16 protein-coding genes are annotated in these 17,164 nt (G+C 74.6%); 3 read left to right on the top strand and 13 right to left on the bottom strand.

All coding sequences use genetic code 11. The annotated features are described in order from the left end of the window. Positions 1-77: 77 nt before the first annotated feature. Positions 78-1,016 carry a LysR family transcriptional regulator gene (locus ACLQ14_RS18945; RefSeq protein ID WP_425815922.1) on the top strand — a complete coding sequence of 313 codons (939 nt, stop codon included), beginning with the start codon at positions 78-80 and terminating at the stop codon, positions 1,014-1,016. On the opposite strand, the gene ACLQ14_RS18940 is transcribed toward ACLQ14_RS18945, so the two are convergent. From ACLQ14_RS18940 to ACLQ14_RS18885, 12 genes are read right to left on the bottom strand one after another with little or no spacing between them, the layout of a single operon-like run. Further along, positions 1,013-1,840 (bottom strand): SDR family NAD(P)-dependent oxidoreductase, encoded by an 828-nt coding sequence (locus ACLQ14_RS18940; protein ID WP_425815920.1) that lies wholly within the window; start codon positions 1,838-1,840, stop codon positions 1,013-1,015. The two genes, ACLQ14_RS18945 and ACLQ14_RS18940, sit on opposite strands and share 4 nt — an antisense overlap. Next, entirely contained in the window at positions 1,840-3,018 is a 1,179-nt protein-coding gene (locus ACLQ14_RS18935; RefSeq protein ID WP_425815918.1) for an acetyl-CoA C-acyltransferase, read from the bottom strand. Before ACLQ14_RS18935 ends, ACLQ14_RS18940 begins: the two co-directional genes overlap by 1 nt. Continuing rightward, complete coding sequence (locus ACLQ14_RS18930; RefSeq protein WP_425815916.1) at positions 3,015-3,674, bottom strand: CoA transferase subunit B; 660 nt, start codon at positions 3,672-3,674, stop codon at positions 3,015-3,017. Before ACLQ14_RS18930 ends, ACLQ14_RS18935 begins: the two co-directional genes overlap by 4 nt. Then, entirely contained in the window at positions 3,671-4,381 is a 711-nt protein-coding gene (locus ACLQ14_RS18925) for a CoA transferase subunit A (protein WP_425815914.1), read from the bottom strand. Before ACLQ14_RS18925 ends, ACLQ14_RS18930 begins: the two co-directional genes overlap by 4 nt. After that, the gene (locus tag ACLQ14_RS18920) at positions 4,378-5,247 is read right to left on the bottom strand and encodes an HpcH/HpaI aldolase/citrate lyase family protein (RefSeq protein ID WP_425815912.1); all 870 of its coding nucleotides are present in this window, start codon (positions 5,245-5,247) and stop codon (positions 4,378-4,380) included. Before ACLQ14_RS18920 ends, ACLQ14_RS18925 begins: the two co-directional genes overlap by 4 nt. Next, complete coding sequence (locus ACLQ14_RS18915) at positions 5,244-5,717, bottom strand: MaoC family dehydratase (RefSeq protein WP_425815910.1); 474 nt, start codon at positions 5,715-5,717, stop codon at positions 5,244-5,246. The genes ACLQ14_RS18920 and ACLQ14_RS18915 overlap by 4 nt, the downstream gene beginning before the upstream one ends. Further along, the gene (locus ACLQ14_RS18910; protein WP_425815908.1) at positions 5,714-6,877 is read right to left on the bottom strand and encodes an acyl-CoA dehydrogenase family protein; all 1,164 of its coding nucleotides are present in this window, start codon (positions 6,875-6,877) and stop codon (positions 5,714-5,716) included. Before ACLQ14_RS18910 ends, ACLQ14_RS18915 begins: the two co-directional genes overlap by 4 nt. After that, positions 6,874-9,000, bottom strand: coding sequence for an acetyl/propionyl/methylcrotonyl-CoA carboxylase subunit alpha (locus ACLQ14_RS18905; RefSeq protein ID WP_425815906.1), 2,127 nt, complete (start codon positions 8,998-9,000; stop codon positions 6,874-6,876). The genes ACLQ14_RS18910 and ACLQ14_RS18905 overlap by 4 nt, the downstream gene beginning before the upstream one ends. A gap of 5 nt (positions 9,001-9,005) precedes the next feature. Next, positions 9,006-10,631 carry a carboxyl transferase domain-containing protein gene (locus tag ACLQ14_RS18900; RefSeq protein ID WP_425815904.1) on the bottom strand — a complete coding sequence of 542 codons (1,626 nt, stop codon included), beginning with the start codon at positions 10,629-10,631 and terminating at the stop codon, positions 9,006-9,008. Beyond that, positions 10,628-11,962 (bottom strand): dihydrolipoamide acetyltransferase family protein, encoded by a 1,335-nt coding sequence (locus ACLQ14_RS18895; RefSeq protein ID WP_425815902.1) that lies wholly within the window; start codon positions 11,960-11,962, stop codon positions 10,628-10,630. Before ACLQ14_RS18895 ends, ACLQ14_RS18900 begins: the two co-directional genes overlap by 4 nt. After that, on the bottom strand, positions 11,959-12,969 hold the full coding sequence (locus ACLQ14_RS18890) for an alpha-ketoacid dehydrogenase subunit beta (protein ID WP_425815900.1): 1,011 nt from the start codon (positions 12,967-12,969) through the stop codon (positions 11,959-11,961). The genes ACLQ14_RS18895 and ACLQ14_RS18890 overlap by 4 nt, the downstream gene beginning before the upstream one ends. Further along, positions 12,966-14,228 carry a thiamine pyrophosphate-dependent enzyme gene (locus ACLQ14_RS18885; RefSeq protein ID WP_425815898.1) on the bottom strand — a complete coding sequence of 421 codons (1,263 nt, stop codon included), beginning with the start codon at positions 14,226-14,228 and terminating at the stop codon, positions 12,966-12,968. The genes ACLQ14_RS18890 and ACLQ14_RS18885 overlap by 4 nt, the downstream gene beginning before the upstream one ends. Positions 14,229-14,369: 141 nt before the next feature. On the opposite strand from ACLQ14_RS18885, the gene ACLQ14_RS18880 reads away from it, so the two are divergent. Beyond that, positions 14,370-14,843, top strand: a complete 474-nt coding sequence (locus ACLQ14_RS18880) for an Lrp/AsnC family transcriptional regulator (RefSeq protein ID WP_425815896.1) — start codon at positions 14,370-14,372, stop codon at positions 14,841-14,843. Position 14,844: 1 nt separating this feature from the next. On the opposite strand, the gene ACLQ14_RS18875 is transcribed toward ACLQ14_RS18880, so the two are convergent. After that, positions 14,845-16,290 (bottom strand): MDR family MFS transporter, encoded by a 1,446-nt coding sequence (locus ACLQ14_RS18875; protein WP_425815894.1) that lies wholly within the window; start codon positions 16,288-16,290, stop codon positions 14,845-14,847. Positions 16,291-16,379: 89 nt separating this feature from the next. Here ACLQ14_RS18875 and ACLQ14_RS18870 point away from each other — a divergent pair, with 89 nt between their 5' ends. Beyond that, a complete protein-coding gene (locus ACLQ14_RS18870) occupies positions 16,380-17,015 on the top strand; it encodes a TetR/AcrR family transcriptional regulator (protein WP_425815892.1) in 636 nt (211 codons plus the stop codon). Positions 17,016-17,164 lie beyond the last annotated feature (149 nt).

Here is a 17,164-nt window from a genome sequence, read left to right as displayed (position 1 = left end):
GCTGCGTCGCTGCCAGGCTGGCAGGTGCGCGAGCGGGCCGGAAATGCGTCCCTTGCCTGCGGTCATACGCTGGGCGTATGAGCGACGTCGAGCTGCGGCAGCTGCGGACTTTCGTCGCGGTCGCCGACCGGGGCTCCTTCACGGGCGCCGCCGCCCTGCTCGACGTCTCGCAGCCGTCCGTGTCCCGCGGCATCGCCGCCCTCGAGCGCGCGCTGGGCGTCCGGCTCCTCGACCGCACGACCCGAGAGTGCGTGCCGACCGTCGAGGGCGAGCGATTCCTCGCGGAGGCGCGCGTCGCGCTCGACGCCGTCGACCGCGCGGTCGCGTCGGTGGCGCCGGCGCGCGTGCACCGTCGTGCGCTGCGGCTGGCCCTCAAGCCCGACAGCGACGCCGGCCTGCTGCCCGAGGTGCTCGACCGGTTCGCGTCGGACGCCCCCGACCGGCCGGCCGTCGAGCTCGTGTTCGGCGAGACGAGCGAGCTGGCCGACCTCGTCCGGCACGGTGTCGCCGACGTCGCGCTCGTCGTCGGGCCGGATCACGGGGACGCGCGGCTCTTCCACGGCGTCGAGGTCGAGCCCGTCTGGCAGGAGACGCGCGTCGCGGTCCTGCCGGCCGACCACGACCTGGCCGGACGCGGCCGCCTCGCGCGCGCCGACCTGGCCGACGCGCCGGTGATCGCCTGGCCCGACCTGCCGCCGTCGTACGACCGCTACTACCGCGGCGCGGACCGCCTCCCGCTCGAACAGGCACCGGTCCCCGGGCCGGCGGCCCGCAACCTCGCCGAGGCGCTGCGCCTCGTCGAGCTCGGCCGCGGCGTGACCTTCCTCCCGCTCTCGGTGGCCGAGCGGTTCCGTCGGCCGACGATCGCCGTCCTGCCGGTGGACGACCTGAGCGACAGCGTCGCGTACCTCGCGTGGCGGGAGGGCTCGCACGACCGCACGATCGCCGCACTGCTGCAGGCCACGCTGGCCGCGGCGGCCGAGCGCGGGCCCGACGCGCGGGCGGCCTCCCGCTAGATCACGTAGCCGCCCCCGCACACCAGCGTCTGCCCCGAGATGTAGTCGGACTCGGGCAGGCACAACAGGTACACCGCGCCGGCGGCCTCCGCGGGGGTGCCGGGTCGGCCGAGGGGGACCTGGGCGGTCATCGCGTCCAGGAGCTGGGCGCTGACGCCCACGGAGATCTCGTGGCCCTGCACGGTGATGGTGCCCGCACCCGCGGGGGCGTCCGTCAGGCGGGTCGTGATGAGGCCGAACGCGACCGTGTTCGCGGTGACGTTGTAGCGGCCCCACTCTTTCGCGATGGTCTTGGTCAGGCCGGTCACCCCCGCCTTCGCGGCGGCGTAGTTCACCTGGCCCGCGTTGCCCCCCAGTCCGGAGATCGAGGAGATGTTGACCACCTTGCGGCACGGCACCGGCTGGCCTGCCGCACGGGCCGCCTTGACCGCCGCGGAGATGACGGGCTGCGCGGCGCGCAGGATGCGGAACGGCGCCGTGAGGTGGACGTCGATGATGGCGTCCCACTGGTCGTCGGACATCTTCTGGATGACGGTGTCCCACGTGTAGCCCGCGTTGTTGACGATGATGTCGAGACCGCCGAACGCGTCGACCGCCGTCTGCACGAAGCGCTCCGCGAAGCCCTCGTCGGTGACGCTGCCCGCGCACGGCACGGCGCGCCCGCCGGCGGCGACGACGTCCGCGACGGTGGTCGCTGCCGGCTCGTCGTCGAGGTCGTTGACGACCACCGCCGCCCCCTCGGAGGCGAGCTTGAGCGCGATCTCGCGGCCGATGCCGCGACCCGCGCCGGAGACGAGCGCGACCTTGCCGTCGAGCGTGCCCATCAGAGCACCCCCAGCACGACCGCCGAGCCCTGCCCGCCGCCGCCGCAGGCCGACGCGACGCCCACCGCGCCCGGCCCGAGCGCCTCGAGCCGCCGGGCCAGGTGGCCCACGATCCTCGCCCCGGACGCCCCGATGGGGTGCCCGAGCGCGATCGCGCCGCCGTTCGCGTTGACGATCCCTGGGTCGAGGCCGAGGTGGTCGGTGGACGCCAGCACCACCGCGGCGAACGCCTCATTGATCTCGACGGCCCCGAACCCGTGGCCGTCCAGGCCCGCCCGGGCGCAGGCGCTCGAGATCGCGTGCGCCGGCTGGAGGTGCAGCCCCACGTCGGGCCCCGCGACGAGGCCGTGCCCGAGGATCCGGACGCCGGTGAGGCCGAGCGCCTCCGCGACGTCGTCGGCGACGAGGACCAGCGCGGCGGCGCCGTCGGAGATCTGCGACGCGTTGCCGGCCGTGATGGTGCCGTCGGGACGGAACGCGGGTCGTAGCTGGGCCAGCGTGTCGAGCGAGGCGTCGTGGCGGACGCCGTCGTCGGCGTCGACCGTGACGCTGCCGCGGCGGCCGGGCACGTCGACGGGCGCGATCTCGCCCTTGAGGAACGCCGCCGCGGCGGCGGCGCGCGTGTGCGACGTGACCGCGAACGCGTCCTGCGCGGCGCGCGTCTGCCAGGCCGCGCCCTCGTACGCGTCGCCGTAGCGCTCGGTGCTCAGGCCCATGGAGTCGTGCTCGAACGCGTCCGTGAGGCCGTCGTGCTGCATCGTGTCGAGCAGCTCGACCGGCCCGAACCGCTGCCCGGCGCGCGACCCGACCCACGCGTGCGGCGCGAGCGTCATCGACTCCATGCCGACCGCCGCCACGACGCGTGCCTCGCCCGCCCGGATGAGCCGGTGCGCCTGCACGACGGCCTCCGCGCCCGAGAGGCACACGACGTTGAGCGTGAGTGCCGGCGTCGTCATCGGGATGCCCGCCCCGACGGCGGCCTGCCGGGCCGGGTTCTGGCCCGCACCGCCCTGCAGCACCTGCCCGCCGAGGACGACGTCGACGTCGTCGGGCACGATGCCCGACGCCTCCAGCGCCGCGGCCAGCGCGTGAGCGCCGAGCGTCGTCGCGGGCACGGACGCGAAGGCTCCGTTGGCCTTGACGAACGGGGTACGCCGGTAGCCGACGATGACGGTCATGGCTCCTCCTGGGTCGGGGGTTCGAGCTCGACGGTGAGCTCCGGCTCCGTGGCCGCGCGCACGTCGTCGACGGTGACGCCGGGTGCCAGACGCCGCAGCACCAGGCCGGTGGGTGCGACGTCGAGCACCGCACGGTCGGTCACGATGCGGTTCACCACGCCTTCGCCCGTGAGCGGGAGCGTGCAACGGCGGCGGACCTTCGGCGAGCCGTCGCGGGCCACGTGGTCCATGAGGACGACGATGCGCGGCGAGCCCGCGACCAGGTCCATCGCGCCGCCCGGACCCTTGACGAGCTTGCCCGGCACGGTCCAGTTGGCCAGGTCGCCCGACTCGGAGACCTCGAGCGCGCCGAGGATCGCGATGCTCACGTGCCCGCCGCGGATCATCGCGAACGACTCGGCGGAGTCGAAGTAGCTCGCGCCGGGCAGGGCGGTGACCGTCTGCTTGCCGGCGTTGATGAGGTCCGCGTCCTCCTCGCCCTCGTACGGGAAGGGTCCGATGCCGAGCATCCCGTTCTCGGACTGGAGCGTGATGCGGACGCCGGGCGGCTGGTGGTTGGCCACCAGGGTGGGGATGCCGATGCCGAGGTTGACGTAGTCCCCGTCGTGCAGCTCGGCGGCGGCGACGGCGGCCATCTCGTCGCGGGTCCAGGTCATCGGGCACCTCCGGTGCGTGGTCGGACCGTGCGCTGCTCGATGTCCTTGACCCGGTCGCGTGCGGGCACGAGGCGGTCCACGTAGATGCCGGGCGTCACGACGACGTCCGGGTCGAGGGGCTCGTCGCTGATCTGCTCCGCCTCGACGACGGCCACGCGCCCGGCCGCGGCGACGAGCGGGTTGAAGTTGCGGGCCGTGTACCGGTAGACGAGGTTGCCGTACCGGTCCGCGCGGTACGCGTGCACGAGCGCCAGGTCGGCGACGACGGCCCGCTCGAGCACGTAGCGCCGGCCGTCGAACTCCTGGACGGGCTTGCCCTCCGCGAGCGGCGTGCCCACGCCCGTGGCCGTGAAGAACGCGGGGATGCCCGCCCCGCCCGCACGCAACCGCTCGGCCAGCGTGCCCTGCGGCACGAACTCGACGTCCAGGTCACCGTCGAGGAACCGCTGCGCGAACAGCTTGTTCTCGCCGACGTACGACGCGAGCACGTGCCGCACCTGGTCGTTCTCGAGCAGGATCCCGAGGCCCTTCCCGTCGACGCCCATGTTGTTGGACACGACCGTCAGGTCGCGCACACCCGAGTCGCGCACCGCCTCGATGAGATCGCTCGGGTTGCCGCTCAGCCCGAACCCGCCCACCGCGATCGTCATGCCGTCGTGCAGCAGGCCGTCGAGCGCGTGGCCGGCCGTGGGATGCAGCACCGTCATCGTCGGACCTCCTCGTGGTCGCGGTCGTCGCGTCGGGTACCCAGACCTGCGCGCCGCAGCACGGCGTGCGCCTGCTCGAGCACCGGCCCGTCCACCATCCGGCCGTCCAGCGCGAACGCCCCCGGCGCGCCCGCCGCCGCAGCGAGCACCTCGCGGGCCGCGGCCACGTCGTCGGGCGTCGGCGCGTACGCCGCGCGGATCACCGGCACCTGCGAGGGGTGCACGCACAGGCTCGCGACGAAGCCGACCGCGGCCGCGTCCAGGGCCTCCGCGCGCAGCCCGTCGAGGTCGTCGAGGTCGAGGTGCACGGCGTCGATCGCCGCCTTGCCGACCGCGCCCGCCGCGAGCAGCACCGCCGAGCGGGCGTGGCGCGCGACGTCCCGGTACCGGCCGTCGGCCCGCCGGCTCGACGTCCCGCCGAGAGACGCGACCAGGTCCTCCGCTCCCCACGCGAGCGCGACGACGTCGGGCCGCGCGGCCAGCGCCGCCGCCGCAGCGACGCCGGACGCCGTCTCGCACAGCGCCACGACGGCGTACGGCGTGCCGTCCGGGCGCACGAGCGGGCCGACGAACCGGCCGTCCGCCTTGGGCAGCATCAGGGTGCGGTAGGCGGTGCCGGCGAGGGCGGCGAGGTCGGCGGCGTGCTCCGGCGTCCCCGCCGGGTTGACGCGCACGATCGTGCGCGCCGGGTCCAGGGGGGTGTCCACGACGGCCTGCCGCGCGGACTCCTTCGCGTCCGGTCCGACGCCGTCCTCCAGGTCGAGCACGACGGCGTCGGCCCGGTCGAGCGCCTTGGCGAACCGGTCGGGGCGGTCGGCTGGGCAGAACAGCAGCGCTGGGCCCAGGGAGAACGGCACGGGGTTCACGGCCCCTCCTGGGTGCGCACGAGCGCGGTGCGCACCGCCCGCGCGACGACGTCGTCGGCCTGGTTGCGGCCCACGTGCTCGAAGGTCACGACGCCGTCGCCCGGGCGGGACCGGGACAGGCGCTTGGCCCGCACCGTCGTCTCGCCGTAGAGGGTGTCGCCGTGGAAGAGCGGGTGGGGGAACGCGACGTCCTCGAAGCCGAGGTTCGCCACCGTGGTGTCCCGCGTCAGGTGCGCGACCGCGAGCCCGACCAGCGTGGCGAGCGTGAGCATCGAGTTCATGAGCGGCCTGCCGAAGGGCTGCGTCGCGGCCCAGGCGGCGTCGAGGTGCAGCCCCTGCGGGTTCATCGTCAAGGTCGAGAACAGGACGTCGTCGGCCTCGGTGAGGGTCCGCCCCGGGCGGTGGACGTAGCGCACCCCCTCCTCGAGCTCCTCGTAGAAGAGCCCGCGCTGGACGACGTCGGCGCTCATGCGGTCAGCCCCAGGTCCCGGGCGAGGATCATGAGCTGCACCTCGGTGGTGCCCTCGCCGATCTCGAGCACCTTCGAGTCGCGATAGTGCCGGGCCACGAGGTTCTCGTTGAGGAACCCGTACCCGCCGAAGATCTGGGCGGCGTCGCGCGCGTTCGCCATCGCGGCCTCGGACGCCACGAGCTTGGCCACCGACGCCTCCGCCTTGAACGGCTGCCCGTGCACGAGCTTCTGCGCGGCGTCGAACCAGCACAGCCGGGCCGAGTGCGCCCGCGCCTCCATGCGCGCGAGCATGAACGCGACGTGCTGGTGGGAGCCGATGCTGCTGCCGAACACGGTGCGCGTGCCCGCATACCGCAGCGCCTCCTCGAGGCAGCCCTGCGCGGCGCCCGTCGCGAGCGCCGCGAACGCGACCCGGCCCTCGTCGAGCACGCGCAGGAAGTTCGCGTAGCCGCGCCCGCGCTCGCCCAGCAGGTTCTCCTCCGGGACGCGCACCCCGGTCAGGGTGAGCGGGTGCGTGTCCGAGGTGTGCCACCCGACCTTGTCGTAGTCGGGCCCGACGACGAGGCCCGGCGTGCCTGCGGGCACGAGGAACGAGGACAGCTCCTTGCGTCCGGCGACGGGGTCGCCCGTCACCGCGGTGATCGTGATGACGCTCGTGATCGGGGTGCCCGAGTTGGTGATGAACTGCTTGCCGCCGTCGATGACCCATGCGCCGCTCTCGAGGCGCGCCGTGGTGCGCGTCGCCCCGGCGTCCGAGCCGGCCTCCGCCTCGGTGAGGCCGAACGCGCCGAGCGCCCGGCCGCTGACCAGGTCCGGGAGCCAGCGCTCGCGCTGCGCGTCGGTGCCGTGCCGGTAGATCGGCATGATGCCGAGCCCGACGCCGGCCTCGAGGGTCACGGCGATCGACTGGTCGGCGCGCGCGAGGGCCTCGACGGCGAGGCACAGGGACACGTAGTCCTTGCCCTGCCCGCCGATCTCGACGGGGAACGGCAGGCCGAACAGCCCGAGGTCGCCCATCTCCCGGATGATCTCGATCGGCAGCCGCCGCTCGGTGTCGTACTGATAGGCCGCAGGCGCGACGACCTGGTCGGCGAAGTCGCGGACCGTTGCGGCGAGCTTGCGCTGCTCGTCGGTGAGGCCGTGGGTCTCGGTGATCATGACGCTCCTCGGGTGGCGGAGTGCGTGACCGGGGCGGCGGGGTGTGCCGCACCGGGCTCGGTGGTCGTGCCGGCGTCGCCCGTCGGGCACGCGGCCTCGACGACGGCGACCACCTGGTCGAGCCGGACCTGGTCGCCGGGCCGGACGCGCAGGCGCAGGATGCCGCCGCGCGGCGCGGTCAGGGGGTGCTCCATCTTCATGGCCTCGACCACGACGACGGTCGTACCGGGCTCGACGGGGTCCCCGTCCGCGACGAGGACGGCGACGACGGCGCCGGGGATCGCCGTGCGGACCTCGCCGGACGCCTCGCCGTCCGGCGGGTGCGGCTCGCGCAGGGCGCGTCGACGGGCGGCCTGCTCGGCGCGGGTGAGCACGGTGAAGGCTGCGGACCGGCCGGCGGCGCCCACCCACATCGCCCCCGGGGCGGGGGCGGCCCAGACCTGCTGCGTGGTGGCGTCGAGGCTCACGAGCCAGGCGTGGGGCGGGCCGGCGGGGCGGAGCGACGCCGTGACCGGGCGCCCGCCGTCGAGGGCGATGGTCGCGCCTGTGCACGCGACGTCGACGGTGTGCTCCGCCCCGGCGTCGTCGACCAGCACGACGCGCCGCGGGACGGGCGGGACGTTGAGCCGCCAGCCGTCGTGTGCGGTCCACGGGCCGTTGCCGGCCGGCGGAAGCGTCAGCAGCGCGGCCGCCGTCAGCAGCAACGCGTCCGGCTCGCTCGCGGGGCGCGCGGCCACCAGGCGGTCGATCAGGCCCGTGTCGAGCCGGCCCGCGCGCACGTCGTCGTCCGCCAGGAGGTCGCGCAGGAAGCCCTGGTTGGTCTCCACGCCAAGGACGACGACGGAGCCCAGCAGGGAGTCGAGGCGGTCGAGCGCCTGGCCCCGGTCGGCGCCGTGGGCCACCGTCTTCGCGAGCAGCGGGTCGAAGTCTCCGGTGACGGCCGTGCCGGCCGCGATGCCGCTGTCGAGGCGGAGCGGAGCGGCGCCGGGCCCGGCCGGTGCGCCCGCGTCGTCGTACACGAGCACGCGCCCCGTCGCGGGCAGGAAGCCCCGGGAGGGCGACTCGGCGTAGAGGCGTGCCTCGACGGCGTGCCCGGTGACCCGCACGTCGGACTGAGCGAACGGCAGCGGCTCGCCTGCCGCGACGCGCAGCTGGAGCTCGACGAGGTCGAGGCCCGTGACGAGCTCGGTGACGGGGTGCTCCACCTGGAGGCGCGTGTTCATCTCGATGAACCAGAACGACGTCGGGTCGTCCGCGGGCACGAGGAACTCGACCGTGCCGACGCCCACGTACCCGACCGACCGGGCGACGTCGCACGCCGCCTCGCCCAGCCGGGCGCGCGTGGCGTCGTCGAGCGCGGGCGAGGGGGCCTCCTCGACCACCTTCTGGTAGCGGCGCTGGAGCGTGCACTCGCGCTCGCCGAGGTGCACCACGGCGCCGTGCGTGTCGGCGAGCACCTGGACCTCGATGTGGCGGGGGCGCTCGACGAGGTGCTCGAGCAGCAGGGTGTCGTCGCCGAACGACGCCCCGGCGATGCGCCGTGCGGAGTCGAGCGCGGCGGGCAGGTCGTCCGGCGTACGGACGACGACCATGCCCTTGCCGCCGCCGCCCGCCGACGGCTTGACCAGCAGCGGGTAGCCGACGTCGCGGGCCGTCGCCGCGATCGCCGCGGCCGGCGTCCCCACGGCGAGGGCGGCCCCGTCGAGCGTGCCCGGAAGGACCGGCACGCCGCGGCCGCCGACGAGCCGCTTCGCGGCGAGCTTGTCGGCCATGAGCTCGAGCGCGGCCACCGGCGGCCCGACGAACGTCAGCCCAGCGCGGGCGCACGCCCGGGCGAGCGCCGGGCTCTCGGACAGGAACCCGTAGCCGGGGTGGATCGCCCTGGCGCCCGCGGCGGCGGCCGCCCCGACGACGGCGTCGACGTCGAGGTAGGCGGCCCGCGCCCCCGGGTGGTCGCTCCTGTCGCGGTCGAGCCGGACCGCGACGTCGGCCTCGCGCACGTGCCGGGCGTCCGCGTCGGACGCCGTGTGCACCGCGACGGACCTCACGCCCAGGCGGCGGAGCGTGCCGAGCACCCGGCAGGCGATCTCGCCCCGGTTGGCCACGAGCACGCTGGTGAACACCGCGATCACATCCGGAAGAGCCCGAACGCGGGCTCGCCGAGAGGGGTGCGGGCACAGACGGAGAGCGCGAGGCCCAGCACCCGGCGCGTGTCGGCGGGGTCGATGATGCCGTCGTCCCACAGGCGGGCGGTCGCGTGGTATGGGTCGCCCTGCTGCTCGTAGCGGTCGCGGACGGACGCACGGAACGCGGCCTCGTCACCCGGGTCCCAGGCCTCGCCGGACCGCGCGAGCTGGTCCTTCTTGACCGTCGCGAGCACCGACGACGCCTGCGCGCCGCCCATGACGCCGATCCGGCTGCCGGGCCACGACCACAGGAAGCGCGGCGAGTACGCGCGCCCGCACATGGCGTAGTTGCCCGCCCCGAACGACCCGCCGACGATGACGGAGAGCTTCGGCACGCGCGTCGTCGCCACGGCGGTGACCATCTTCGCGCCGTCCTTCGCGATGCCCCCCGCCTCGGCGTCGGTGCCCACCATGAACCCCGAGATGTTCTGGAGGAACACGAGCGGGATGCCGCGCTGGTCGCACAGCTCGATGAAGTGCGCGCCCTTGAGCGCCGACGCGCCGAACAGCACCCCTTGGTTCGCCAGCACGCCCGCGGGGTGCCCGCAGATCCGCGCGAACCCCGTGACGAGGGTCGTGCCGTACTCGGCCTTGAACTCGTGCAGCGCGCTGGCGTCGACGACGCGGGCGATCACCTCGCGCGGGTCGTACGGCTGCTGCACATCCGTCGGCACGGCCCCGTACAGCCCCGCGGGGTCCACGGCAGGCTCGACGACGTCGCCGACGTCCCACGCGGGTGCCGGGTCGGGCGGAAGCGTGGCGACGATGCCGCGCACCAGGTCGAGCGCGTGCTCGTCGTCGTCGGCGAGGTGGTCGACGACGCCGGAGCGGCGGGCGTGCAGCTCGCCGCCGCCCAGCTCCTCCGCGCTGACGACCTCGCCGATGGCGGCCTGCACCAGCGGCGGTCCGCCCAGGAAGATCGTGCCCTGGCCGCGCACGATGACCGTCTCGTCGCTCATGGCGGGCACGTACGCCCCGCCCGCCGTGCACGAGCCCAGGACGGCCGCGATCTGCGGGATCCGCGCCGCCGAGAGGCGGGCCTGGTGGTAGAAGATCCGGCCGAAGTGGTCGCGGTCGGGGAACACCTCGTCCTGCAGGGGCAGGAACGCGCCCCCGGAGTCGACCAGGTACACGCAGGGCAGGCGGTTCTCGAGCGCGATCTCCTGGGCGCGCAGGTGCTTCTTGACGGTCAGCGGGTGGTACGTGCCGCCCTTGACGGTCGCGTCGTTGCAGACGACCATCACCTGCCGGCCCTCGACCAGCCCGATCCCCGCGATCACCCCGGCGCCCGGCCAGGCGCCGCTCCCGCCGTCGGCCGGCGAGTCGATGCCGTAGCCGGCCAGCGGTGCGATCTCCAGGAACGGGCTGCCCTCGTCGAGCAGCCGCGCCACGCGCTCGCGGGGGAGGAGCTTGCCGCGGGCCACGTGCCTGGCACGAGCCCGCTCCGGCCCGCCGACGGCGACGGCCGCGGTGCGCTCGCGCAGCTGGTCGGCGAGGGCCCGCTGCGCCGCGTCGGTGCGGCGGGCGGCGTCGGAGCGCGGGTCGACGGCTGTGGCCAGGATCGTCACGCGGCACCCCCCGACCGGGCGGTCCCCACGGCTGAGCCGCCCACCACCACGGCCAGCGCGGGGTCGCCCAGGACGGCGCCGAGGTCTGCGAGGAACCGGGCCGCCTGCTCGCCGTCGACCACCCGGTGGTCGAACGTCAGGCTCAGCGTGACGACGTCGCGCAGCGCGACCTGGCCGTCGTGCTCCCACGGGAGGCGGCGCACCGCGCCGATCCCGAGGATCGCGGCCTCGCCCGGGTTGAGGATCGGGGTGCCGGCGTCGACGCCGAACACGCCGACGTTGGTGATCGTGAACGTGCCGCCCGTGAGGCGCTCGGGCGCGGTGCGCCCGTCGCGGGCGGTGCGCGTCAGCCGCGTGAGCGCGGCCGCGAGCTCGGGCAGCCCCAGGGTGTCGGCTGCGGGGATGTTCGGCACGACGAGGCCGCGGTCCGTCGCGACGGCGATCCCGAGGTTCACGTGCTCCGGGTGCACGATCTCCGCGGACCCGTCGGGGAGGTCGGACCAGCGGCTCGCGAGCGCGGGGTGCGAGCCCAGCAGGGCGCACACCGCTCGCGCGACCAGCGCAAGCAGGGTGACCCGCTCGCCGCGCGCGAGCGGGTGGCTGCGCAGCCGCTCGAGCAGCTCGATGCTCGCGGTGGCGTCCAGGGTGAGCAGCACCGACGCCTGCGGGGCCGTGAAGGCGCTCGCGACCATCGCCGCAGCCGTGTGCTTGCGCACGCCGCGCACCGGCGTGCGGGTCTCGGCCGCGTCCGCCTCGTCCGTCGCAGTCGCTCGTCCTGCCGCCGCGTTTGCCGCGGCCTCGACGTCCCGGCGGGTCACCTGTCCCTCGGGTCCGGACCCGGGGACGCCCGTCAGCTCGACGCCGAGCCGGCGCGCGAGCGCCCGGACGACCGGCGTCGAGCGAGCCCGGTCGGCCGGCGCGACGGCGGCGAGCGGCGTGACCTCGGCCGGGAGCAGTGCCGACGCGGCCGGAGGGGTGGCGTAGCGCCGCGGTCGTCGCGTCGGGTGCCCGCCCCGCTCGGGCGCGGCGCCGTACCCCACGAGGGTCGGCGCGGGGGACTCCGGCTCCGGCACCTCGTCGCCGGCGTCGTCCGCCACGTCGAACGTGACCAGCGGCTCGCCCACGTGCACCGTCTGCCCCTCCTCGGCGTGCAGTCCGGTGACGACGCCCGCGAAGGGGGAGGGGATCTCGACCAGCGCCTTGGCCGTCTCGACCTCGGCGATCACCTGGTTGAGCGCGACGGTCTCGCCGACGGCGACGTGCCACGCGATCACGTCGGACTCGGTGAGGCCCTCGCCGAGGTCGGGCAGGTCGAACTCGCGCGCGCTCACGGGACCACCGCCCCGGTCGCGGGCACGCGGCCCAGCACCCGGTCGACGCCGTCGAGGATGCGGTCGAGGCCGGGTACGTGGTGCGTCTCGAGCTTGGCCGGCGGGTAGGGGATGTCGTGGCCGGTGACGCGGACGGGCGCGGCCTCGAGGTACTCGAAGCACCGCTCGGTGGCGGTCGCGGCGATCTCCGCACCGACGCCGGCCTCGTGCGGCCCCTCGTGGGCGACGACGAGCCGGCCCGTGCGCCGCACCGAGGCGGCGACGGTGTCGTTGTCGGCGGGGGACAGGGACCGCAGGTCGATCACCTCGACGGAGACGCCGTCGTCGGCGGCGGCGGTGGCGGCGTCGACGGCGGTGGCGACGAGCCCGCCGTACGTCACGAGCGTGACGTCGCTGCCGGGTACGACGACGCGTGCCGCCCCCATGGGCGGCGCGTCGGCGAGCGCGGCCCCGGTGTCCACCTCGCCCTTGGAGTAGTAGCGCCGCTTCGGCTCGAAGAAGACCACGGGGTCGTCGCACGCGATCGCCTGCTGGATCACCGTGTACGCGTCCTGCGGGCTGGCAACCTCGACCACGCGCAGGCCCGCCGTGTGCACGAAGTACGCCTCCGGCGACTCGGAGTGGTGCTCGGCGGCGCCGGTGCCGCCGCCGACGGGGATGCGGATCGTGATCGGCAGCCGGACCGCCCCCGCGGTGCGCGCGAGCATGCGCGCGACCTGGCTGACGATCTGGTCGAAGGCGACGTAGACGAACCCGTCGAACTGGATCTCCACCACCGGCCGGTAGCCGCGGTAGGCCAGGCCCACCGCCGTGCCGAGGATGCCGGCCTCCGCGAGGGGGGTGTCCATGACGCGGCGCGCGCCGAACTCGGCCTGGAGCCCGTCTGTGACGCGGAAGACGCCGCCGAGCCGGCCGATGTCCTCACCGAGCAGCACCACCGACGGGTCGTCGGCCAGGGAACGTCGCAGCCCCAGGTTGAGCGCCTTCGCGAGCGTGAGCTCCGTCATCGGGCACCGTCCGCGACGTCGTCGGCGAAGCCGGCGAGGTACTGCGCGTACGCGTCGCGCTCGGCCGCCAGCGCCGGGTTCGGCTCCGCGTACACGTGCTCGAAGATCGCCAGGGGCGGCGGGGTCTGGATCGCCGCGAGGGCGGCCCGCAGCGCGGCGGCCACCTGGTCGGCGACCTCGCGGACGTGGGCCTCGGCCGCGTCGGTCAGCACGTCGCGGTCACGCAGGTAGGCGGTGAACCGGTCGATCGGGTCACGGCGCGCCCACGCCTCGACCTCGGCGGTCTCGCGGTACCGGGTGGGGTCGTCGGCGGTCGTGTGCGGTCCGCGGCGGTACGTCACCGCCTCGATGAGCGTGGGGCCGCCGCCCGTCCGCGCCCGGTGCAGCGCGGCGCGCGTCACGGCCAGCACGCCCAGGACGTCGTTGCCGTCCACCTGGACGCCCGTCAGCCCGAAGCCGTCGGCGCGGGCCACGAGCGGCACGTGGGACTGCAGCGCCACGGGCTCGGAGATCGCCCACTGGTTGTTCTGGCAGAAGAACACGACGGGCGCCGACCAGGTGGCCGCGAAGACGAACGCCTCGTTGACCGCGCCCTGGCTCATCGCCCCGTCACCGAAGTAGCTGACGACGGCGGCGGTGCCGTCGTCGCGCCCGGCGGCGTCGTCACGCTCGGCGTCGGCGAGGATGCCCATCGCGTAGCCCACGCCGTGCAGCACGTGGCCGCCGACGATGATCTGCGGGGTCGCCATGTTGACCGTGTACGGGTCCCAGCCCGCGGTGACGACGCCGCGCCACTCGCGCAGCAGGTCCACGGGGGCGACCCCGCGCACGTACGCGACGCCGTGCTCGCGGTAGCTGCCGAACACGAAGTCGTCGCGGCGCAGTGCGTGCGCCGAGCCGATCTGCGCGGCCTCCTGCCCCAGCACGGGCGGCCACAGCGCGAGCTCGCCCTGCCGCTGGAGGGCGGTGGCCTCGGTGTCGATGCGCCGGACCACCACCATGTCCTCCAGGATCTGGAGGAGTGCCCGGTCGTCCCCGTCGACGTCGGTCAGCCACCGGTCGTGCTCCGGCGACGGGTGCCGGACGCCGTCCGGGTCGAGGAGCCGGACCGTGCCAGCGCCGCCGTCTGTGCCCTCGTCTGCGCCCCCGTCTGCGGGGCGCCCGTCCGGCGCTCCCGGTCCCGTTGCCGTCGGGTTCTCGCGCGCGGTGCCCGCGGGTGACAGGTCACCGCGCGTCGTCGAATCCGTGATGCCTGGCATGGTTGCCTCGTCTCGCACCGCCGCCGGCCTCCTCGTCGAGCACCGGATCTTCTCGGAACGTAACGCCGGTCACAGTCTGCGAAAAGCGCACCGCTGCACGTTGAGCGGAGTGCCCAGACGCCAGCGGCTACGCTGATCGATATGCGCAGCCATGACGCTGTCGACCTCGCCATCCTGGCGGCGCTCGCGGACCACCCGCGGGCGACCATCGCGGCCCTGGCGGCGGAGCTGCGCATGTCGCGCAACACGATCTACGCGCGGCTCGCGCAGCTCGAGGAGGCGGGTGCGTTCCTCGACTTCGACCGGAGCCTCAACCCGCACTACCTGGGGTACTCGCTCGCGGCGTTCCTCGAGGTCGAGGTGCGGCAGAAGGAGCTCGCCCGCATCGTCGCGGAGCTGCGGAACATCCCCGAGGTGGTGCAGGCCTACGGCCGCAGCGGCACCGCCGACCTCCAGGTGCAGCTGCTGTGCCGGGACACTGACCACCTGTTCCGCATCGACGCGGCGATCCTGGCGATCGACGGCGTGGAGCGCACGGAGACGTCGCTCTCGATGGGGGAGCTGATCCCGTACCGGCTGCGGCCGCTCATCGAGAAGGCGCGCCGGGAGCTGTGACCTACCGGTCCGCGGCCGCGCGTCGGCCGGGGAGCCACAGCGCCACGACGGCGCCCAGCAGCGTGAACGCGGTCGCCCACCAGAACGCGTGGGCGTAGCCGTGTGCCAGTGCGTCGGCGCCGGGTCCGCGTTCGGCGACGGCCGCCGCGACCGCGCTCTCGAGGACGACGGCCAGCACGGCCGTCCCGAACGAGCCGCCCAGCTGCTGCGTGGTCCGGGTGAGGATGCTGGCGTGCGGGACGTCGGCGGGCTCGACCTCCAGGTACGACGCCGCCATCAGCGGCACGGTGACCGCACCGAGCCCCGCCCCGCGGACGACGAGCGCCGCGAGCAGCACCGCCAGGGGGAGGTGGGTGGACGTCGTCGTGAAGACCGCGGTCGCGGCTGCGGTGACCACGAAGCCCGTGGCCACGAAGGTCCGGTAGCCCCAGCGCTCGGTGAGGCGAGCCGCGAACGGACGGCTCGCCAGGAGTCCCACACCCTGGGCGGCGAGGACGAGTCCCGCCGTCGTCGGACTCTCGCCGCGCACCTGTTGGCAGTAGAGCGGCAGGAGGAGCATGGCGCCGAGGAGGGCGAAACCCGTCAGGAACAGGAGCGCGCTGGAGACGGTGAGCGTCCTCGACCGGAACAGGCGGAGGTCGACGAGCGCGCGCCCGCCGAGCCGCAGCGCCCGCACCACGAACGCGCCGCTCAGGACGAGCCCGGCGACCACGGGGACGAGGACCTCGGCGTGTGCGAACCCGCCGGCCGGGGCGACGCGCGACAGCCCATAGATCACGGCGGCGATGCCAGGTGAGAGGAGCGCGAGCCCGACGCCGTCGAGCCGGGCGGACGGGTCCCGGGGCTGGGCGGGGACGTAGCGCCGGGCGAGGAACCAGCCGACGACGCAGAACGGCACGTTCACCCAGAAGATCCACCTCCAGTCGAGGTGCTGCACGATGACGCCGCCCAGCACCGGTCCGAGGATCGGGCCGAGCATGGCCGGCATCGCGACCACGCCCATGACCTTGCTGAGGTTCTCGCGCCCGGCCGCGCCGACGACGAGGTTCTGCAGGACCGGCAGCATGATGCCGCCGCCGACGCCCTGGACGACGCGGGCCACGATCAGCGACGACGCGCTCCAGGCGACGCTCGACGCCAGCGAGCCCACGAGAAAGAGCGTGAGCGCGGCCAGCCAGACGGTCTTGCCCCCGAGCCGACGCGTCAGCCAGCCGGTCACCGGTACGGCCATCGCGAGCGCGAGGACGTACCCGGTCGTGACCCACTGGATCGTGGAGAGGGGGGCGTGCAGCTCGCGCGAGAGGGTGTCGAGCGCGACGTTGACGATGGTCGAGTCGAACGCCACGGCGAGCACGCCGACGACGAGGACGAGCGCCGTGCGCCGCACGGCCGGGTCGAGTCGCGTCGAGGGTCCCGCCGGGGGAGTGGTGGCTGAGGTGGCGGTCACGAGGAGCTCCTGGGATACGTTGCTGTATCTAACTGGATACAGTTGTGTATCTAACTCTGCCGCGCGGGCGATGTCAATAAGATGCAGTCATGGATCCCCACGCCCCGCCCGACGCGGCCGCCGACGTGCCCCCGGCCGTGCGCCGTCGTGGTGCGGAGCTCGAGGCCGCACTGCTCGACGCCGCGTGGGACGAGCTCACCGAGCGCGGCTACGGCGGCTTCACGTACGAGGGCGTGGCAGCGCGCGCGCACACCAGCCGCCCGGTGCTCTACCGCCGCTGGCCCGACCGCTGGCGGCTCGCGATCGAGGCGATCCGCCATCAGGGCCAGAAGAACCCGGTCGTGGCACCCGACACGGGCAACGTGCGCGACGACCTGATCGCGTTCCTCCTCGAGGCCTCGCACAAGCGCAAGGAGTTCGCGGCGCTCTTCAGCACGATCATGGCCGGCTACTTCGGCGAGACGGGAGAGACCGTCGGCGAGCTGCGGGAACGGGTCCTCGAGCGCACCGGTCCTTCCGCCTACGGGGAGATCGTCGACCGGGCGCTCGTCCGCGGCGAGCTCGACCCCGCGCGGCTCACCCCGCGCGTCCGCAGCGTGGTGCCCGACCTGATGCGCAACGAGATCCTCCTGACCGGACGCGCGCTCACGCTCGACGAGGTCGTGTCGATCGTCGACGAGGTCTTCCTCCCGCTCGCCGCGGCGCGTCCGTCCCCGCCGAAGTAGCCCGCACCTCGCCGAAGTAGCCCGCACCTCGCCAAAGTAGCCCGCACCTCGCCGAAGTAGAACGGATGCCGTTCTGTGATGTCTCACGACATCGTGGACGGTTCTGTCTCAGGACATCGTGGACGGTTGGGTGTCTCAGGACATCGTGG

Origin of the sequence: Luteimicrobium sp. DT211 (assembly GCF_049844995.1) — a bacterium.
Taxonomy (GTDB): domain Bacteria; phylum Actinomycetota; class Actinomycetes; order Actinomycetales; family Cellulomonadaceae; genus Luteimicrobium.
This window is presented reverse-complemented; position numbering and strand designations above follow the sequence as displayed.

Bases quoted from the DNA above. Each gene is read 5' to 3' on its own strand.
- ACLQ14_RS18870 (WP_425815892.1), top strand. From the start codon at position 16,380: ATGGATCCCCACGCCCCGCCCGACGCGGCCGCCGACGTGCCCCCGGCC.
- ACLQ14_RS18930 (WP_425815916.1), bottom strand. From the start codon at position 3,674: ATGACCTGGACCCGCGACGAGATGGCCGCCGTCGCCGCCGCCGAGCTG.
- ACLQ14_RS18925 (WP_425815914.1), bottom strand. From the start codon at position 4,381: ATGACGGTGCTGCATCCCACGGCCGGCCACGCGCTCGACGGCCTGCTG.
- ACLQ14_RS18945 (WP_425815922.1), top strand. From the start codon at position 78: ATGAGCGACGTCGAGCTGCGGCAGCTGCGGACTTTCGTCGCGGTCGCC.
- ACLQ14_RS18940 (WP_425815920.1), bottom strand. From the start codon at position 1,840: ATGGGCACGCTCGACGGCAAGGTCGCGCTCGTCTCCGGCGCGGGTCGC.
- ACLQ14_RS18885 (WP_425815898.1), bottom strand. From the start codon at position 14,228: ATGCCAGGCATCACGGATTCGACGACGCGCGGTGACCTGTCACCCGCG.
- ACLQ14_RS18935 (WP_425815918.1), bottom strand. From the start codon at position 3,018: ATGACCGTCATCGTCGGCTACCGGCGTACCCCGTTCGTCAAGGCCAAC.
- ACLQ14_RS18910 (WP_425815908.1), bottom strand. From the start codon at position 6,877: ATGATCACCGAGACCCACGGCCTCACCGACGAGCAGCGCAAGCTCGCC.
- ACLQ14_RS18890 (WP_425815900.1), bottom strand. From the start codon at position 12,969: ATGACGGAGCTCACGCTCGCGAAGGCGCTCAACCTGGGGCTGCGACGT.
- ACLQ14_RS18915 (WP_425815910.1), bottom strand. From the start codon at position 5,717: ATGAGCGCCGACGTCGTCCAGCGCGGGCTCTTCTACGAGGAGCTCGAG.
- ACLQ14_RS18880 (WP_425815896.1), top strand. From the start codon at position 14,370: ATGCGCAGCCATGACGCTGTCGACCTCGCCATCCTGGCGGCGCTCGCG.